Here is a 16,266-nt window from a genome sequence, read left to right as displayed (position 1 = left end):
CAGCACTGCCGCGCCTCGCTCACGCCGGGCGGCCTCCCCGACGCGGGCGCGCGAGGCCGCGGGAAGGCGCCGCCGGGCACACCTTGCCCGGCGGCCGGGCCGGGCGGATGCTGAGAAAGGGGCCGACGTCCTCGAGGTCCAAGGAGTGATCCGCCATGGAGAAGACGTGGACGATCAAGCTGTCCCTGGAGGAGGACGGCAACCGCACGGCCTGCACCGCCTCGCTCACCGGGGACGGCGCCCCGGGCGTGGTGGGCCACGGCTATTCCCGGCGCAATCCGCACGACGAGCCCGACATGCGCATAGGGGAGGACGTCGCCGCCTCCCGCGCGTGCTCCAACCTGGCGCACGAACTGCTGGAACAGGCCGCCGGGATGATCGAGACGCACACCAACTCCCCGACGCACCTCACCGGATGAGAGCGCACGGGCACCGTCGGTCACTCCGGTGCCGCGGTCCTGTGACCTTTGCATCAGCTCTGCTTCAGAAGCGCCACGGAAGCCCTGACGGGCCGCCCGGCAGGGCACACTGCGGTACATGAACGCATGGCCCGACGGTTGGTCCGACAACAGGAACCAGCGGCAGCAGCAGGTCTCCGAGCCTCCGCTGCCCCCCGAGCTGTCCCCGCGCCGTGCGGCGGCCGCTCCCGGCAGCGTGCCGCGCCAGCAGGCGTACGGCAGCGGCGTCCCCGGCCATGCGGGGCCGGGCGGCGGCGCCGGCGGCTACGACGGCTACGGCGGCGGCGGTTACGGCCCGCCGTCGACCGGCGGCCGCACCTCCCCCGCGGGCAGCCGCCAGCGGCGGGTCAAGATCGTCCTGGTCGGCCTGGTCGCCGTGGTCGCCGTCTGGTCGATCGGCACCTACTTCTGGGCGGACGGCAAGGTTCGCCGCGAGGTGGACCTGAACACGGTCATAGACCGCCCGGAGACCGGCAAGGGCACCAACTACCTCATCGTCGGCTCCGACAGTCGTGAGGGCCTGTCCAGCGAGCAGAAGAAGCAGCTGCACACCGGCTCCGCCGAAGGCAAGCGCACCGACTCGATGATGATCCTGCACGTCGGCGACAACGGGAACGCGCTGATCTCGCTGCCGCGCGACTCCTATGTGACGATCCCCGAGTTCAAGGGCTCCGAGTCGGGCAAGACCTTCCCCTCGCGCGGCAGGAACAAGCTCAACGCCGCCTACGCGATAGACGGGCCGACGCTGCTGGTCCGGACGGTCGAGTACAACACGGGCCTGCACATCGACCACTACGCGGAGATCGGCTTCGCCGGCTTCGCGAACCTCGTCGACGCGGCCGGCGGTGTCGAACTGGACATCCCCCGCAACATCGACGACAAGAACTCGGGCCTGCACATCAAGAAGGGCAAGCAGACCCTGAACGGTGACGAGGCCCTTGCCTTCGTCCGCCAGCGCTACCAGGAGGCCGAGGGCGACCTGGGTCGCACCAAGAACCAGCAGAAGTTCCTCGCCGCGCTGGCGAGCCAGACGGCCACGCCGGGCACCGTCCTCAACCCGTTCAAGCTCTACCCGACCATGGGAGCGGGCCTGGACACGCTGATCGTCGACAAGGACATGAGCCTGTGGGACCTGGCGTCGATGTTCTGGGCCATGAAGAGCGTCTCCGGCGGTGACGGCGTCTCGATGAACATGCCGACCTCGGGCTCGATCGGCACCAACGTGGGCAGCGCGCTCAAGTGGGACATGCCGAAGGTCAAGCAGCTCGTCTCGGAGCTGAAGAACGACGACAAGGTCACGGTCGCGCCGGACTCCTGACCTCCCGCGAGGAGCGCGAAGAGCAACGCGAAGAGCAAGAAGACCGAAGGGCCGGCCGGGCGCGGTGAACGCGCCCGGCCGGCCCCTTCGCTCGTCCTGCCGTCTCAGGGCGTGGAGGAGCCCAGACGGTCGAGGGAGTGGTTCGCCACGTAGTCGGCCATCGTGTCGTTGCGCATGGCCTCCCACAGCTGCTCGCTGCCGTTCTCGTCGAGCAGCACCACCGACTGGCCCTTGATCATGTCGAGTCCGCCGACCGGGGCGTTCATGAAGACCATGTCGCCCGCGCGCACCCCGCGCATGCTCCACATCAGGTCGCGCAGCGCTCCGTCGGAGAGCCGGTCGTCGACGCTGACCACCCCGGTGACGCGGTCCAGCAGCTCCTTGGCCTTGACCGGGTTGCTCATCGCGTCCTTGGTCAGCGTCTTGGCGATCACCGCGCGCAGGAAGGCCTGCTGGCGGTGGGTGCGGTCCAGGTCCCCGCGCGGCAGGTTGTAGCGCTCGCGGACGTACTTCAGGGCCTCCTCGCCGTTCATGTGCTTCCCGGCCAGGTCCACGCCGCCGATGTCGTCGGTGAGGGTCTTGAAGCCGCTCCAGTCGATGACCGCGAGGTGGTCCACCTTCACGTCGGTGAGCCGCTGCACTGTGTCGATCAGCAGCGGCGGTCCGCCCCAGGAGAAGGCGGCGTTCAGCTTGGCCTTGCCGTTCCCCGGGATCGAGACCCAGCTGTCGCGGGGCAGCGAGACGACGTACGCGTGCTTGTGGTCGGCCGGCAGGTGCACCAGCATCATCGTGTCGCTGCGCTGGGCGCCGCGCTTCCACTCCGGGGCCTGGGCGTCGCGGCCGGTGGTCGGCAGGTCGGAGCGGGCGTCCACACCGACCAGGAGGAACGTTTCACCGCCCTTGGCGGCCTGCGGCTGCTCGCTCTCGGGCACGTTCGTCGGGAAGACGTTGGGGATGCGGTCCACCTTGCCGGTGTAGTGGTCCACCGCCCACCACAGGCTCCCGGCCACCCCCAGCACCCCCACGGCCAGCAGGACCAGCGCGCCGAGCAGCACCCGCCGGGCGCGGCCCCGCCTCCTGCGGGCCGGGTCCGCCGCCTTCCCCGCCGCCGCGTCCGTCTCCGTTTCCGCGACCGACGCCTTCTCGTGGCCGACCGGATCCGCTGTCGTCATCGTTCACCCCCATCATGCGCACCCGCTCCCCACGCGTGCGTCGGGGGCATTGTGGCGCGTGGGACGGTGCCGTGGCCATTCCCGGGCCGTCTTCCGTACCCGCACCGGGGGAACCGGAACGCCGCCCGGGGCTATGCTCAACATCGCAATCAGGCCTCGACCTGGGAGGGACCCTCGGCATGGCGCTCAAGCTCACCGTGATCGGCACCGGCTACCTCGGCGCCACGCACGCCGCTGCGATGGCCGAGCTGGGCTTCGAGGTACTGGGCCTGGACATCGACCCCGCCAAGATCGAGACCCTCTCCGCCGGCCGCGTGCCGATGTACGAACCGGGTCTGGAGGAGTTGCTGCGCCGCCACGTCGCGGGCCTGCCGGACTCCAGCGGGCGGCTGCGCTTCACCACCTCCTGGGAGGAGGTCGCCGCCTTCGGCGACGTCCACTTCGTCTGCGTGAACACCCCCCAGAAGCACGGCGAGTACGCCTGCGACATGAGCTATGTCGACAACGCCTTCGCGTCGCTCGCCCCCCACCTGGAGCGGCCTGCGCTCGTCGTCGGCAAGTCGACCGTGCCGGTCGGCAGCGCCGCCCGGCTGGCGGCCCGCCTGGCCGAGCTCGCCCCCGCCGGGGACCGGGCGGAGCTGGCGTGGAACCCCGAGTTCCTGCGCGAGGGCTTCGCGGTCGAGGACACCCTCCACCCCGACCGCATCGTCGTCGGCGTCGCCTCCGAACACGCCGAGAAGCTGCTGCGCGAGATCTACGCGACCCCCGTCGGCGAGGGCACGCCCTTCGTCGTCGCGGACTACCCGACCGCGGAACTGGTCAAGACGGCGGCCAACGCGTTCCTCGCCACGAAGATCTCCTTCATCAACGCCATGGCCGAGGTCAGCGAGGCGGCCGGCGGGGACGTGGTGAAGCTCGCCGAGGCCATCGGGCACGACGAGCGGATCGGCAAGAAGTTCCTGCGCGCCGGCATCGGCTTCGGCGGCGGCTGCCTGCCCAAGGACATCCGCGCCTTCATGGCCCGGGCCGGGGAGCTCGGCGCGGACCAGGCGCTCACGTTCCTGCGCGAGGTCGACTCCATCAACATGCGCCGCCGCGCCCACATGGTCGAGCTCGCCCGCGAGGCCTGCGGCGGCAGCGGCTTCCTCGGCAAGCGGATCGCGGTGCTCGGCGCGGCCTTCAAGCCCGACTCCGACGACGTGCGGGACTCCCCCGCGCTGAACGTCGCCGGGCAGATCCATCTCCAGGGCGGCCAGGTCACCGTGTACGACCCCAAGGCGATGGGGAACGCGCGGCGCGTCTTCCCGACGCTCGGATACGCCCCGAGCGCCCTGGAGGCGGTCCGCGGGGCCGACGTCGTGCTGCACCTGACGGAGTGGCGGGAGTTCCGGGAGCTCGATCCGGAGGCGCTCGGCGCGGTGGCCCGCGGGCGGCACGTCATCGACGGTCGGAACGCGCTGGACCCGGCAGGGTGGCGTGAGGCCGGGTGGACGTTCCGCGCCATGGGGCGCCCGAGCGCGTAGGGGGCGTTGCCCCCGTCGTGCGGGGTGTGTGTGGTGGTGGGCCTTTCCCGCCCTCCCACCGGCGCCCGGGCGCGCGGTCAGTGCGGGCCGCGCGGGTTCGTCGGTGCGGGCGGTACGTGTCGGGCCCCGGGACACCGCACACCCATAGGCCGCACCGTCCGGAGCATCCACCCACCCCCGGCCTTCGGCCGGGGGTGCCCCGCCTCCCCACCCCCTTCCGTGCCGCCAGGCGCGCGACCCCCGGTGGGGGCGGCGAGGTCGACGCCCGCCACCCCGCACCACTGCCCCACCGACCGTCGCCGGCCGGCGGATGGCCGCCGCGCGCATCAGGTGATCCCGTACGCGCTCACTCACTGTTCGCCGGCCCAGTAACAGGCCGAGCGCCGCGGACTCCGCGAGAAACAGGGCTCGGCCCTCCCCGCTCAGGCAGCGCACCCTGCGCGACCTCGGCGCGCCGATCCCTCGGTGTCCTTGGTCGCGGCCCGCAGGTGTGCGGCAGGAGCCCGGAAGGCGCCGCTGGGACCGGTCGGGTGCAGCGCGGGGCCGTCCCTTCAGTTCCTTGACGGATCGTCAGGCAGGGAAGCGACCCGAACAGCCAAGAACAGCGGGTGGTCGGAGCCCGGCGGTGCGAGAGGCCGCCCAGGTGGCGAACGGGTCGCGGCTTCCCGCCCTGGCAGGCGGGTCGGGGCCGGAACGGGGCAATATCATTGATATCACTCTTGCGATTCCAGCGACAATATCGATGGTATCGTTCGGCGAGTCCCACTGAGAACGCCCATGCGAGGAGAACCGTCATGTCCGACCGTCTGCGGATCATCGGGGTGGAGGAGACCGTCGTCGTACCGGCCGTCCATGAGGCGTATCGGCGGGCCGGGTCGCCGCGGATCCCCGCCCGCGGCTTCGGCGACAACCCCGTCGCGAAGAACCTGCGCGAGGTCGGCGAGCGGCGGCTGGCCCACATGGACGACCAGGGCATCGACGTCGCCGTGCTCTCCTTGTCGTCCCCGGGTGTGCAGGACCTGTCCGAGGCCGACGCGGTCGCGGTGGCCCGCGAGGCCAACGACCAGCTTTCCGAGATCGTCGCCTCCCGGCCCGACCGCTTCCAGGCGTTCGCCGCGATTCCCACCCAGTCGCCGGCCGCGGCCGCGGCCGAACTGGAGCGCGCCGTGTGCGAGCTGGGCTTTCCCGGAGCCATGCTGTACGGGCGTACCGGGGACAAGCTGGCCGACCACCCGGACAACGACGAGCTGTACGCCATGGCCGAGCGGCTGGCCGTGCCGCTGCACTTCCACCCGCAGACACCGGTTCAGCCCGTCATCGACGCCTACTACTCCGACCTCCCCGAGCCCATGGGCCCCGTCCTGGCCGGAGCCGGGCTCGGCTGGTACTACGACCTCGGAGTCCAGTACCTGCGCATGATCTTCTCGGGAGTCTTCGACCGGTTCCCCGACCTACAGGTGATCGCCGGGCACTGGGGCGAGGTCACGCTGTTCTACCTCGACCACACCGGCTTCTTCGGCGAGGCAGGCCGCCTGCGCCAGCCGTTGGCGGACTACTTCAAGCGGAACTTCTGGGTCGCCGGCAGCGGCACCAACAGCCCCCGCTACCTGCGCTGGACCGCCGAGGTGATGGGCACCGACCGAATGCTCTACTCCACCGACTACCCCTTCACCTACGGCTTCCGCCCCGGCGGTTTCCCCTACGTCGACACCAGCAACGGTGAAGCCCGCTCCTTCCTGGAGAACTCGCCCTTCACCGACGAGCAGAAGGCCGACATCGGCCACCGCAACTGGGAACGCCTCACCGCCCGCGCCAAGCGCCCGACGGTCTGAAGCAAGCCCCCAGGGCCCGTACGGCGACACGGCTCGAGGTCCATGCCGCCCGCCTGTCCGCCGGACCTCGTCCTCGGCGTCTTCATGGCCGGCACGACCAGGCGTCACCCTGACAAGCCGAAGTCGGCAACGGCCGGACACCTTCGGCCGCCGCCGGCCGCCTGCGCTTCGCCGGGCGACCGAGCAGCTGCAGGGGGACGGGCAGGTGCGGTGCCGTGCCCCCGAGGGCCTGAGGACGTTCCGCGCACCACCCCCGACCCCGCAACCCCGGCCGCAGACGCACCCGCACACCGGCAACGCCCAAAGAGCCCGGCGCAGCCGTCAGTGGACGTCGCCCATGAGGCGGATGACCCGCTTGCGGTACAGCACGAAGCCCACGCCCGCGGCCAGCGCCACGCCTCCCTGAACCGCGAAGGAGGCCTCCGACAGGAAGGCGTCGCCGATGAGCAGCTGCAGGATCGCTGCCACGCAGTCGCCCGCCGTGACGGCGAGGAACCACAGGCCCATCATCTGGCCGGCGTACTTGACCGGGGCCAGCTTGGTGGTGACCGACAGCCCCACCGGGGACAGGCACAGCTCGGCGGTCGTCTGGATGAGGTAGACCACTGCCAGCCACAGCGGGGTGACCTTCACGTCCCCCGACGCGGCGGCCTGGGCGAGCATCATCACCACGAAGGAGACACCGATGCCGCCGACGCCGAGGGCGAACTTCACGGTCGTGCTGGGGTTCCTGCGGCCCAGGGTCGTCCACAGGGCCGCGAAGACCGGGGCGAGCGCCATCACGAACAGCGGGTTCAGCGACTGGAACCAGCTCTCGGGGAAGTCGAAGCCCCACAGGGTGGACGCGGTGTGGTCGGAGGCGAAGACCGTCAGGGTCGAACCGGACTGGTCGTAGATCATCCAGAAGACGGCGGCCACGACGAAGAACCAGATGTAGCCGCTGACCTTGGCCTTCTCGTCGGCGGTGAGCTCCTGGTCGCGGCGGATGCGGGTGAAGTAGTACGCCGGCAGGGCCAGCCCCAGCAGGGAGAGCGGCCAGAGCACCCAGTTGATCGTGAAGTGGCCGGTGAAGGTGACCACGCCGTAGAAGACCACCGCGGCGGCCAGCCAGAGCAGCGCCTTCTTCATCAGGCCCGCGCGCCCGGCGGCGTCCAGCGGTGTGGGGACGACGCTGGAGACCGGGGCGAGGTGCTTGGTGCCGATGAGGAACTGGGCCAGGCCCAGCGCCATGCCGACACCGGCCATGGCGAAGCCCAGGTGCCAGTCGACCTTCTGGCCGACGGTGCCGATGGCCAGCGGTGCGAGGAAGGCGCCGAGGTTGATGCCGATGTAGAAGATCGTGAAGCCGCCGTCCCGGCGCGGGTCGCTGCGGTCCGGGTAGAGCTGGCCGACCATCGTCGAGATGTTCGACTTCAGCAGGCCGGAGCCCACCGCGATGAAGACCAGGCCGACGAAGAACGACGCCTTCACGGGCACGGCCAGCAGGAAGTGCCCGATCATGATGATCGTACCGCCGATGGCGACCGTGCGGCGCGGGCCCCAGAGGCGGTCGGCGAACCAGCCGCCCGGCATCGCCAGCAGGTACACCGTGGCGGTGTAGACGCTGTAGATCGCGCCGGCGGTGGCGGCCTTCATGCCGAGCCCGCCGTCCGCGACCGAGGCCGTCAGGTAGAGGACGAGCAGGGCCCTCATCCCGTAGTAGCTGAAGCGCTCCCACGTCTCGGTCATGAAGAGGGTGGCCAGACCGCGAGGGTGGCCGAGGAAGGTCGTGCCGCCGTCCGCAGGGGTGCCCTGCGGGCCGACGTCCTTCGTCAGGCTGGACGCCATGGACTTTCCTTGCTGCTCTGGACGCGCGAGCGGTGCGCGTCCGGGTGGCGGTGTGACCGGCTGGGCGCGCGGGGCCCACAGGTCATGGACTGACATGCTGATGGGGACCGGACACGAACAAAAAGGGGCCTTCGTCGCTTGGCGTACGGCAAAGGTCCCTTGGAGTGACTCGGGCTTTTGGTTGCTTTACGGGAGGCACTGTATGTGCTAAAAGATGTGATTTGAGGTGTACCTCACAACGGTCGCCGCCGGACCGGCGTGCGCTTTCTCCAAGCGGACTACCATCAGCCCATGACCCGCGTACTGCTCGCCGAGGACGACGCATCCATCTCGGAACCGCTCGCACGCGCGCTGCGCCGCGAAGGGTACGAGGTCGAGGTGCGCGAGGACGGACCCGCGGCGCTCGAAGCCGCCCTCCTCGGCTCCTTCGATCTTCTGGTGCTCGACCTGGGACTGCCCGGAATGGACGGGCTGGAGGTGTGCAGAAGGCTGCGCACCGAAGGCCATGGCTTCCCGGTGCTGGTGCTCACCGCCCGCGCCGACGAGGTGGACACGGTGGTCGGCCTGGACGCCGGCGCCGACGACTACGTGACCAAGCCCTTCCGGCTGGCCGAGCTGCTGGCCCGGGTGCGGGCGCTGCTGCGGCGCGGCACCACCGAGGCCCAGCAGCCCTCCACCCAGGGGGTGCGGATCGACGTGGAGTCGCACCGCGCGTGGATGGGTGACGAGGAACTGCAGTTGACCGCGAAGGAGTTCGATCTCCTGCGGGTGCTGGTCCGGGACGCCGGCCGAGTGGTCACCAGGGAGCAGCTGATGCGCGAGGTGTGGGACACCACCTGGTGGTCCTCCACCAAGACGCTGGACATGCACATCTCGTGGCTGCGCAAGAAGCTCGGCGACGATGCGGCTGCCCCCCGCTACATCTCCACGGTGCGCGGGGTCGGCTTCCGGTTCGAGAAGAACTGAGGACAACCGGCACGCCCGCAGCCCCGCGCGGTCTGAGACGCTTCACTCATGCGCCGCCGTCTCATCCAGTCCACGCTCGCCGTCGTGCTTGTCGTCATCGCCGTCTTCGGGGTGTCCCTCGTGCTGGTGGAGGCGCGGACGATCGAGAACAGCGCCCGCGAGAGCGTGGACTCCGAGGCGGTGCGGCTGGTCGGCATCGTCGAGAGCAGGATGACCGGCGAGGAGCCGATCAGCCGCGAGGTGCTGGCCCAGCAGATCGCGCCCGGGCGCTACGCGCTGGTGAAGATCCCCGGCGAGGAGCCGATCAGCATCGGCGCCAGGCCCACCGGCCAGGTGATCTCCTCCCTGCAGAGCGGCGAGCACGGCGAGACCGTCACCGTCGAGGAGTCCCGCAGCAAGGTGAGCCAGGAGATCGGCCGCACCCTGCTGATCATCCTCGCCGTGGCGCTGCTGGCGGTGCTGGCCGCCGTCGTCCTCGCGGTGCGCCAGGCGCGCCGGCTCGGCAGCCCGCTGACCGACCTCGCGGAGACCGCGGAGCGCCTGGGGTCCGGCGACCCCAGGCCGCGGCACCGGCGCTACGGGGTACCGGAGCTGGACCGGGTCGCGGACGTGCTGGACCGCAGCGCCGAGCGGATCGCCCGGATGCTCACCGCCGAGCGGAGGCTGGCGGCGGACGCCTCGCACCAGCTGCGGACCCCGCTGACGGCGCTGTCGATGCGGCTGGAGGAGATCATCGCCACGGCCGAGGACGAGGACGCCGTCAAGGAGGAGGCGACGATCGCACTCGGTCAGGTGGAACGGCTCACGGACGTCGTGCAGCGGCTGCTCACCAACGCGCGGGACCCGCGGACGGGCTCCGCGGTCGTGTTCGACATCGACGACGTGATCAAGCAGCAGGTGGAGGAGTGGCGCCCGGCGTACCGCAGCGCGTGCCGGGCCATCACCGCCACGGGCGAGAAGCGGCTGCGCGCGGTCGGCACCCCCGGGGCGGTCGCCCAAGTGCTGGCCACACTGATCGAGAACGGTCTGATGCACGGCTCCGGCACGGTCGCGATCTCCACCCGGGTCACCGGGACGCAGGTCGTGGTCGAGGTCACGGACGAGGGCCAGGGCGTGCCTCCGGAGCTGGGGGCGCGGGTCTTCGAGCGCACGGTCAGCGGCCGCAACTCCACCGGCATCGGCCTCGCGGTCGCCCGCGACCTGGCGGAGGCCGACGGGGGCCGGCTGGAGCTGCTGCAGCAGCGTCCACCGGTCTTCGCGCTCTTCCTGGCGCGCGAGGACCAGGTCGTCGTCCGCCGGGGCGACGGCGGCGGCAAGCCCCGCTAGGCGTCAGCGCGCGGACGAGCGGGCGCCCGGGGAGCCCGTCGGGGCGATCCGTGCGCCCGCCGGGGCGCCGGGGGTCTCGCCCTCCTGTCCGGCCAGGAACGATTCTGCACCCGGCGCGGTCTCCGGGACGGGCAGCGCCTTGAACACCCAGCTGCGGTAGGACCAGAAGCGGAACAGGGTGGCCACGCCGATGCCGATGAACTTGAAGACGTTGCTCTGCAGCGGGCTGTCCCAGCCGAAGGTGTAGGTCGCCGTGTAGAGCACCCCGTTCTCGATCACCAGGCCCACCGCGCTGAACGCCAGGAACAAGGTGAGCTCGCGCGTGCGGCCCGACTTGTCGCGGTCGCGGTAGGTGAAGTAGCGGAACCCGAGGTAGTTGAAGGCGATCGCGACGACGGTCGCGATGATGCCGGCCCTCACCACCTGGAGGTCGGTGACGTGCCGCACGAGGTTGAAGGCCGCGATGTTGACCAGCACCCCCGCCCCACCGACCGCGCCGAACTTGGCGATCTCGCGGGTCACCGCCGTCAGCCGGTTCCGCAGTCCTGCCCGGGTGGTGGACCCGGTCGCACCGTCCATGTGATCGTTCGGCCCCGTCTGTGTCTGGTCTCAGACCTTCATGCTATCCGGGCCCCTCGGGGGACGGCGGTCGGAGTGTGGTTCGCGCCCGGATATCCTGGTCACCGTGACATTTCCTGTAGTCGGCATGATCGGCGGCGGCCAGCTCGCCCGTATGACCCACGAGGCGGGCATTCCGCTCGGCATCAGGTTCAAGCTCCTCAGTGACACGCCCGCGGACTCCGCGGCCCTGGTCGCCGGTGAGGTCGTGGTGGGTGACTACCGCGACCTCGACACGCTGCGCGCCTTCGCCGCCGGCTGCGACGTGATCACCTTCGATCACGAGCACGTCCCCACCGAGCACCTGCGGGCGCTGGAGGCCGACGGCATCGCCGTCCGCCCCGGGCCCGACGCGCTGGTGCACGCCCAGGACAAGGGCGTGATGCGGGCCAGGCTCGACGCGATCGGCGTGCCCTGCCCACGGCACCGCATCGTCTCCGACCCGGCCGACGTGACGCGCTTCGCCGAGGAAGGCGAGGGGTACCCCGTCGTGCTCAAGACGGTGCGCGGCGGCTACGACGGCAAGGGCGTGTGGGTCGTCCGCGACGAGGCCGCGGCCGCCGAGCCGTTCCGGGCAGGCGTGCCGGTGCTGGCAGAGGAGAAGGTCGACTTCGCTCGGGAGCTGGCGGCCAACGTGGTGCGCTCCCCGCACGGGCAGGCGGTCGCCTACCCGGTGGTGGAGTCGATCCAGGTCGACGGCGTGTGCGACACGGTGATCGCCCCGGCGCCCGAGCTGGCCGAGGCCCTGTCGGCGGAGGCCCAGCGACTCGCGCTGACCATAGCCGAGGAGCTGGGCGTGGTGGGACACCTCGCGGTGGAGCTCTTCGAGACCCGGGACGGCCGGCTCCTCGTCAACGAGCTGGCCATGCGCCCGCACAACAGCGGCCACTGGACCCAGGACGGCGCCGTGACCTCGCAGTTCGCCAACCACCTGCGCGCGGTCCTGGACCTGCCGCTGGGCGATCCGCGCCCGCGCCAGCCCTGGACGGTGATGGCCAACGTGCTCGGCGGCGACTACCCCGACATGTACTCGGCGTATCTGCACTGCATGGCGCGCGACCCGCAGCTCAAGATCCACATGTACGGCAAGGACGTGAAGCCCGGCCGCAAGGTGGGCCATGTCAACACCTACGGCGACGACCTGGCCGAGGTGCGCGAGCGCGCCCGGCACGCCGCCGACTACCTGCGAGGGACGATCCAAGAGTGAGCAATCCCGCTGGGCCGCTGGTCGGCATCGTGATGGGTTCCGACTCCGACTGGCCGGTCATGGAGGCCGCCGCGCAGGCACTGGACGAGTTCGAGGTGCCGTACGAGGTCGACGTCGTCTCCGCTCACCGCATGCCGCGCGAGATGGTCGCGTACGGCGAGCAGGCCGCCGAGCGCGGCCTCAAGGCGATCATCGCGGGCGCCGGCGGCGCCGCGCACCTGCCCGGAATGCTGGCGTCGGTGACGCCGCTGCCGGTGATCGGGGTGCCCGTGCCGCTGAAGTACCTGGACGGCATGGACTCGCTGCTGTCCATCGTGCAGATGCCCGCCGGCGTCCCGGTCGCCACCGTCTCGGTGGCCGGCGCGCGCAACGCGGGGCTGCTTGCGGTGCGCATGCTCGCCGCACACGACTCCGAACTGCTGGAGCGCATGCGGCACTTCCAGGAGGAGCTGAACCAGCAGGCGACCGAGAAGGGCAAACGCCTGCGTGCCAAGGTGGAGGGGTCGGCCGGCTTCGGTTTCGGAGGTAAGTAAGCCATGGACCTGCTCGCACGCGCACAGGAGCTGCTCAGCGCCCACCCGGTGGTGGACGGCCACAACGACCTCCCGTGGCGGCTGCGCGAGCAGGTCCGCTACGACCTCGAGCGGCGGGACATCGCCGGCGACCAGTCCACCCATCTGCACACCGACATCCCCCGGCTGCGGGCGGGCCGTGTCGGCGCGCAGTTCTGGTCGGTGTACGTCCGCACCGACCTCACCGGGGGCGACGCCGTCACCGCCGTCCTGGAGCAGATCGACTGCGTGCTGCGGCTGGTGGACCGGCACCCGGACGCGCTGCGGCTCGCGGTGACGGCGGACGACATGGAGGCCGCCCGCGCCGAGGGGCGCATCGCCTCCCTCATGGGCGCCGAGGGTGGGCACAGCATCGCAAACTCCCTCGGGGTGCTGCGGATGCTGCACACGCTGGGCGTGCGGTACATGACGCTCACCCACAACGACACCATCGACTGGGCGGACTCCGCCACGGACGAGGCCCGGCACGGCGGTCTGACCGCGTTCGGCGAGGAGGTCGTCCGCGAGATGAACCGCCTCGGCATGCTGGTCGACCTGTCCCACGTCTCGCCGGGGACGATGCGGGCGGCGCTGCGCGTCAGCGAGGCCCCGGTGCTCTTCTCGCACTCCTCCTCACGCGCCGTCTGCGACCACGTCCGCAACATCCCCGACGACGTCCTGGAACAGCTGCCCCGCAACGGGGGCGTCGCGATGGCCACCTTCGTGCCGCAGTTCATCCTGCCGGCGGCGGCGCAGTGGATCGTCGGCGCGAACGAGAACATGAAGGCCCACGGCCTGCACCCGCTCGACCAGTCCCCGAAGGCGCGGGCCGTCCACGAGGCCTACGCGGAGCGGCACCCCCGGCCGGTCGCGGACATCGGCACCGTCGCGGACCACCTCGACCACATGCGCGAGGTCGCCGGCGTCGACCACCTCGGCCTCGGGGGCGACTACGACGGCGTCGCCTACCTCCCCGAGGGCCTGGACGACGTCTCGGGCTACCCGCGGCTGTTCGCCGAACTCCTGCGCCGGGGCTGGTCCGGGGACGACCTCGGGAAGCTGGCGTGGCGGAACGCCGTCCGGGTGCTGCGCGACGCCGAATCGGTGGCGGCGGGACTCGTGGGCAAGCGCGGTCCCTCCACGGCCTGCATCGAGGACCTGGACGGCTAGGCGCCGGCTGGGCGCCGTCACACGACCGCCCCGGGCCGCGCCTCTGCGTCGCCGGCCCGGCCGGTGGTGTGCCGGGCTGTGCTGGACACGGGCGCTGTGCGGGGCGGTGGCCCGGCCTGCACCCGGGTGGGCCGCCGTTCAGGCGGGGGCGGTGGTTCAGGCGGGGGCGGCGACCTCGGCCCACACCGTCTTGCCCGGCCGGCCGTCGCCGTGGCGGACGACCCCCCAGTCCAGGCAGAGCCGCTGCACTATGAACATCCCGTGCCCGCCCGGCCGTCCGGCCCGGTGCGGAGTGCGCGGGGCGGGGCTGCCGACGCCACCGTCGGCGACCTCCAGACGCAGCGCCTTGGCCCGCCGGAACAGCCGGAGCTCCTCCGGGCCGCCCGCGTGCAGGCAGGCGTTCGTCACCAGTTCCGAGACCACGAGCAGGACGTCCTCGGCGGCCGCACGGCGATCGGCGGTCTCGGCCGGCAGCCAGCCCCACTCCTGGAGGGCCTCCCGAGTGAAGTCACGGGCGCTGGGCACCACGCCGGCCACGTCGGCCAGCGACAGCCTGCGTACCTCGGCGTCGGCGTTCCGGCCCCGGGTGTGCGGCGGCTCGGCCGCACCGCCCGGGTCCGGGCCGCGGTCGTCGGCCGCAGGGGGCCGGGTGGTGCTCATCAGCGCCTCCACTCACCGATGTCCGCCAGTATCCGAAGTGATCCCGAGGTCTCTCCTGCCCGGGTCGCTCCGGTGAACACCTCCGGAGCGGACGAACCAGGGCATGCCACGGCGACGCCGTGGACGGACGCCGCGGAGGTCATTCCCTGAGCGCGTCGTCCAGAGAGTCGTGGACGATGAACACGGCCTCGGCGCCGGTGATGGCGAAGACCTTGGCCACGGCCGGCCGCATCCCGGCCAGATGGACCGCGCCGCCCGCGGCCTCGGCCTTCAGCCTGGTGCCGAGCAGGACGTTGAGTCCGGTGGAGTCGCAGAACTCCAGGTGCGCGCAGTCGACCACGAGGCTGCCGAAGCCCTCCTCGACCAGCGCGTCGAGCGGCTCGCGCAGCAGGTCGGCGGTGTGGTGGTCGAGCTCGCCCGCGGGCGCCACGACAGCGGTCGCTCCGTGCCGCGTAACGGAAACGTGCAGCCGGTCACGCCCGGCGGTGTCGACCGTTTCGCGGTCCATGCGCGCTCCTCCCGGACGTCTCGGCGGTCTGCATCACCGCACCCTACACCCGGGTGGTTGTCGCTCCGATGGCGGTGCGGGATCGGTTACCCCCAGGTTGCACTATTCGCGGCGAACGGGGTAGGCGTTGAGTGTGGGCTGAATTCCACGCTCCGCTTGCCCTGCCGCCGACCCGAGGGAGGAGAGCATGGCACCCCGGCTCGACGCGCACGACGCGTCGGCGATCACCGAGGCCGACGTTCACGAGGTACACGGGATTCCGGAGGGCCTGGAGGACCTCCCGGAGATCCCGCCCTTCGACGAAGTGGGCCCGGTGGACGCACGGGCCCTGTCCAAGACACTGTTCCAGCGCCTGGAGACGCTGGAGGAGGGCACCCACGAGTACAGCTATGTCCGCAACACCCTGGTCGAGCTCAACCTCGCCCTGGTGAAGTTCGCCGCCTCGCGGTTCCGCTCGCGCAGCGAGCCGGTCGAGGACATCATCCAGGTGGGCACGATCGGGCTGATCAAGGCCATCGACCGCTTCGAGCTGAGCCGCGGGGTCGAGTTCCCCACCTTCGCCATGCCGACCATCATCGGCGAGATCAAGCGCTTCTTCCGCGACACCTCCTGGTCGGTGCGGGTCCCGCGGCGGCTGCAGGAGTTGCGGCTGGACCTGGCCAAGGCCGGTGACGAGCTCGCGCAGCAGCTCGACCGCGCGCCGACCGTCGCCGAGCTGGCAGAGCGGCTGCAGATCACCGAGGCGGAGGTCATCGAGGGCATGAGCGCGAGCAACGCGTACACCGCGAGCTCGCTGGACGCCCAGCCCGAGGAGGACGACTCCGAGGGCGCGCTCGCCGACCGGATCGGCTACGAGGACCACGGACTGGAGGGGATCGAGTACGTGGAGTCCCTCAAGCCGCTGATCGCCGAGCTCCCGGCGCGGGACCGTCAGATCCTCTCGCTGCGTTTCGTGGGCAACATGACGCAGTCCGAGATCGGCGCCGAGCTGGGCATCTCCCAGATGCACGTGTCACGGCTGCTCAGCCGCACTCTGCGGCGGCTGCGGCGGGGGCTGCTCGTGGAGGACTGACCCGGCCTCCCCCGGTACGGCGCGGTGGGCCCGGTGAGGGTCTCTCACCGGGCCCGCC

Annotated in this window: 15 protein-coding genes; 10 read left to right on the top strand and 5 right to left on the bottom strand. The window is 71.3% G+C overall.

Annotated elements, in window-relative coordinates; genetic code table 11:
- Window positions 1-155 precede the first annotated feature (155 nt).
- The gene (locus AC3ET4_RS18645; protein ID WP_431950726.1) at window positions 156-419 is read left to right on the top strand and encodes a DUF1876 domain-containing protein; all 264 of its coding nucleotides are present in this window, start codon (window positions 156-158) and stop codon (window positions 417-419) included.
- Window positions 420-537: 118 nt separating this feature from the next.
- A complete protein-coding gene (locus AC3ET4_RS18640; protein WP_431950724.1) occupies window positions 538-1,776 on the top strand; it encodes an LCP family protein in 1,239 nt (412 codons plus the stop codon).
- A gap of 104 nt (window positions 1,777-1,880) precedes the next feature.
- Here AC3ET4_RS18640 and AC3ET4_RS18635 read toward each other — a convergent pair whose 3' ends face one another.
- Window positions 1,881-2,948 carry an LCP family protein gene (locus tag AC3ET4_RS18635; RefSeq protein ID WP_431950722.1) on the bottom strand — a complete coding sequence of 356 codons (1,068 nt, stop codon included), beginning with the start codon at window positions 2,946-2,948 and terminating at the stop codon, window positions 1,881-1,883.
- Window positions 2,949-3,127: 179 nt separating this feature from the next.
- On the opposite strand from AC3ET4_RS18635, the gene AC3ET4_RS18630 reads away from it, so the two are divergent.
- Both AC3ET4_RS18630 and AC3ET4_RS18625 read left to right on the top strand, forming a co-directional pair.
- Window positions 3,128-4,471, top strand: coding sequence for a UDP-glucose dehydrogenase family protein (locus tag AC3ET4_RS18630; RefSeq protein ID WP_431950720.1), 1,344 nt, complete (start codon window positions 3,128-3,130; stop codon window positions 4,469-4,471).
- Between the two features lie 794 nt (window positions 4,472-5,265).
- A complete protein-coding gene (locus AC3ET4_RS18625) occupies window positions 5,266-6,303 on the top strand; it encodes an amidohydrolase family protein (RefSeq protein ID WP_431950718.1) in 1,038 nt (345 codons plus the stop codon).
- A 321-nt stretch (window positions 6,304-6,624) separates the two neighbouring features.
- Here the strand turns inward: AC3ET4_RS18625 and AC3ET4_RS18620 are convergent, their stop codons facing one another.
- Window positions 6,625-8,130, bottom strand: a complete 1,506-nt coding sequence (locus AC3ET4_RS18620) for a peptide MFS transporter (protein ID WP_431950716.1) — start codon at window positions 8,128-8,130, stop codon at window positions 6,625-6,627.
- A 291-nt stretch (window positions 8,131-8,421) separates the two neighbouring features.
- Here AC3ET4_RS18620 and AC3ET4_RS18615 point away from each other — a divergent pair, with 291 nt between their 5' ends.
- The gene (locus AC3ET4_RS18615) at window positions 8,422-9,096 is read left to right on the top strand and encodes a response regulator transcription factor (protein ID WP_384282990.1); all 675 of its coding nucleotides are present in this window, start codon (window positions 8,422-8,424) and stop codon (window positions 9,094-9,096) included.
- 48 nt (window positions 9,097-9,144) lie between these two features.
- The gene (locus AC3ET4_RS18610; protein ID WP_431950713.1) at window positions 9,145-10,422 is read left to right on the top strand and encodes an ATP-binding protein; all 1,278 of its coding nucleotides are present in this window, start codon (window positions 9,145-9,147) and stop codon (window positions 10,420-10,422) included.
- A 3-nt stretch (window positions 10,423-10,425) separates the two neighbouring features.
- Here AC3ET4_RS18610 and AC3ET4_RS18605 read toward each other — a convergent pair whose 3' ends face one another.
- Window positions 10,426-11,001 (bottom strand): GtrA family protein, encoded by a 576-nt coding sequence (locus tag AC3ET4_RS18605; protein WP_431950711.1) that lies wholly within the window; start codon window positions 10,999-11,001, stop codon window positions 10,426-10,428.
- 106 nt (window positions 11,002-11,107) lie between these two features.
- On the opposite strand from AC3ET4_RS18605, the gene AC3ET4_RS18600 reads away from it, so the two are divergent.
- The 3 genes from AC3ET4_RS18600 to AC3ET4_RS18590 are packed head-to-tail and all read left to right on the top strand — an operon-like array spanning window position 11,108 to window position 13,968.
- Complete coding sequence (locus AC3ET4_RS18600; protein ID WP_431950709.1) at window positions 11,108-12,247, top strand: 5-(carboxyamino)imidazole ribonucleotide synthase; 1,140 nt, start codon at window positions 11,108-11,110, stop codon at window positions 12,245-12,247.
- A 32-nt stretch (window positions 12,248-12,279) separates the two neighbouring features.
- Entirely contained in the window at window positions 12,280-12,780 is a 501-nt protein-coding gene (gene purE / locus AC3ET4_RS18595; protein ID WP_431950736.1) for a 5-(carboxyamino)imidazole ribonucleotide mutase, read from the top strand.
- A 3-nt stretch (window positions 12,781-12,783) separates the two neighbouring features.
- Complete coding sequence (locus AC3ET4_RS18590) at window positions 12,784-13,968, top strand: dipeptidase (RefSeq protein ID WP_431950707.1); 1,185 nt, start codon at window positions 12,784-12,786, stop codon at window positions 13,966-13,968.
- Between the two features lie 156 nt (window positions 13,969-14,124).
- On the opposite strand, the gene AC3ET4_RS18585 is transcribed toward AC3ET4_RS18590, so the two are convergent.
- Together AC3ET4_RS18585 and AC3ET4_RS18580 are read right to left on the bottom strand one after the other, a co-directional pair.
- Window positions 14,125-14,628, bottom strand: coding sequence for an ATP-binding protein (locus tag AC3ET4_RS18585; RefSeq protein WP_431950705.1), 504 nt, complete (start codon window positions 14,626-14,628; stop codon window positions 14,125-14,127).
- A 139-nt stretch (window positions 14,629-14,767) separates the two neighbouring features.
- Window positions 14,768-15,136, bottom strand: a complete 369-nt coding sequence (locus AC3ET4_RS18580) for an STAS domain-containing protein (protein ID WP_431950703.1) — start codon at window positions 15,134-15,136, stop codon at window positions 14,768-14,770.
- A 187-nt stretch (window positions 15,137-15,323) separates the two neighbouring features.
- Between AC3ET4_RS18580 and AC3ET4_RS18575 the strand changes: the two genes are divergently transcribed.
- A complete protein-coding gene (locus AC3ET4_RS18575; RefSeq protein WP_431950701.1) occupies window positions 15,324-16,208 on the top strand; it encodes an RNA polymerase sigma factor SigF in 885 nt (294 codons plus the stop codon).
- The last annotated feature ends 58 nt before the right edge of the window (window positions 16,209-16,266 follow it).

Source organism: Actinacidiphila sp. bgisy167 (genome assembly GCF_057707665.1).
Note: the sequence above shows the minus strand (reverse complement) of the source record. Positions and strands in the feature narration are given on the sequence as shown.

Excerpts from the sequence above, each read along its gene's own strand:
- AC3ET4_RS18645 (WP_431950726.1), top strand. The coding sequence starts at position 156 with ATGGAGAAGACGTGGACGATCAAGCTGTCCCTGGAGGAGGACGGCAAC.
- AC3ET4_RS18640 (WP_431950724.1), top strand. The coding sequence starts at position 538 with ATGAACGCATGGCCCGACGGTTGGTCCGACAACAGGAACCAGCGGCAG.
- AC3ET4_RS18635 (WP_431950722.1), bottom strand. The coding sequence starts at position 2,948 with ATGACGACAGCGGATCCGGTCGGCCACGAGAAGGCGTCGGTCGCGGAA.
- AC3ET4_RS18630 (WP_431950720.1), top strand. The coding sequence starts at position 3,128 with ATGGCGCTCAAGCTCACCGTGATCGGCACCGGCTACCTCGGCGCCACG.
- AC3ET4_RS18625 (WP_431950718.1), top strand. The coding sequence starts at position 5,266 with ATGTCCGACCGTCTGCGGATCATCGGGGTGGAGGAGACCGTCGTCGTA.
- AC3ET4_RS18620 (WP_431950716.1), bottom strand. The coding sequence starts at position 8,130 with ATGGCGTCCAGCCTGACGAAGGACGTCGGCCCGCAGGGCACCCCTGCG.
- AC3ET4_RS18615 (WP_384282990.1), top strand. The coding sequence starts at position 8,422 with ATGACCCGCGTACTGCTCGCCGAGGACGACGCATCCATCTCGGAACCG.
- AC3ET4_RS18610 (WP_431950713.1), top strand. The coding sequence starts at position 9,145 with ATGCGCCGCCGTCTCATCCAGTCCACGCTCGCCGTCGTGCTTGTCGTC.
- AC3ET4_RS18605 (WP_431950711.1), bottom strand. The coding sequence starts at position 11,001 with ATGGACGGTGCGACCGGGTCCACCACCCGGGCAGGACTGCGGAACCGG.
- purE (WP_431950736.1), top strand. The coding sequence starts at position 12,280 with ATGGGTTCCGACTCCGACTGGCCGGTCATGGAGGCCGCCGCGCAGGCA.
- AC3ET4_RS18590 (WP_431950707.1), top strand. The coding sequence starts at position 12,784 with ATGGACCTGCTCGCACGCGCACAGGAGCTGCTCAGCGCCCACCCGGTG.
- AC3ET4_RS18585 (WP_431950705.1), bottom strand. The coding sequence starts at position 14,628 with ATGAGCACCACCCGGCCCCCTGCGGCCGACGACCGCGGCCCGGACCCG.
- AC3ET4_RS18580 (WP_431950703.1), bottom strand. The coding sequence starts at position 15,136 with ATGGACCGCGAAACGGTCGACACCGCCGGGCGTGACCGGCTGCACGTT.
- AC3ET4_RS18575 (WP_431950701.1), top strand. The coding sequence starts at position 15,324 with ATGGCACCCCGGCTCGACGCGCACGACGCGTCGGCGATCACCGAGGCC.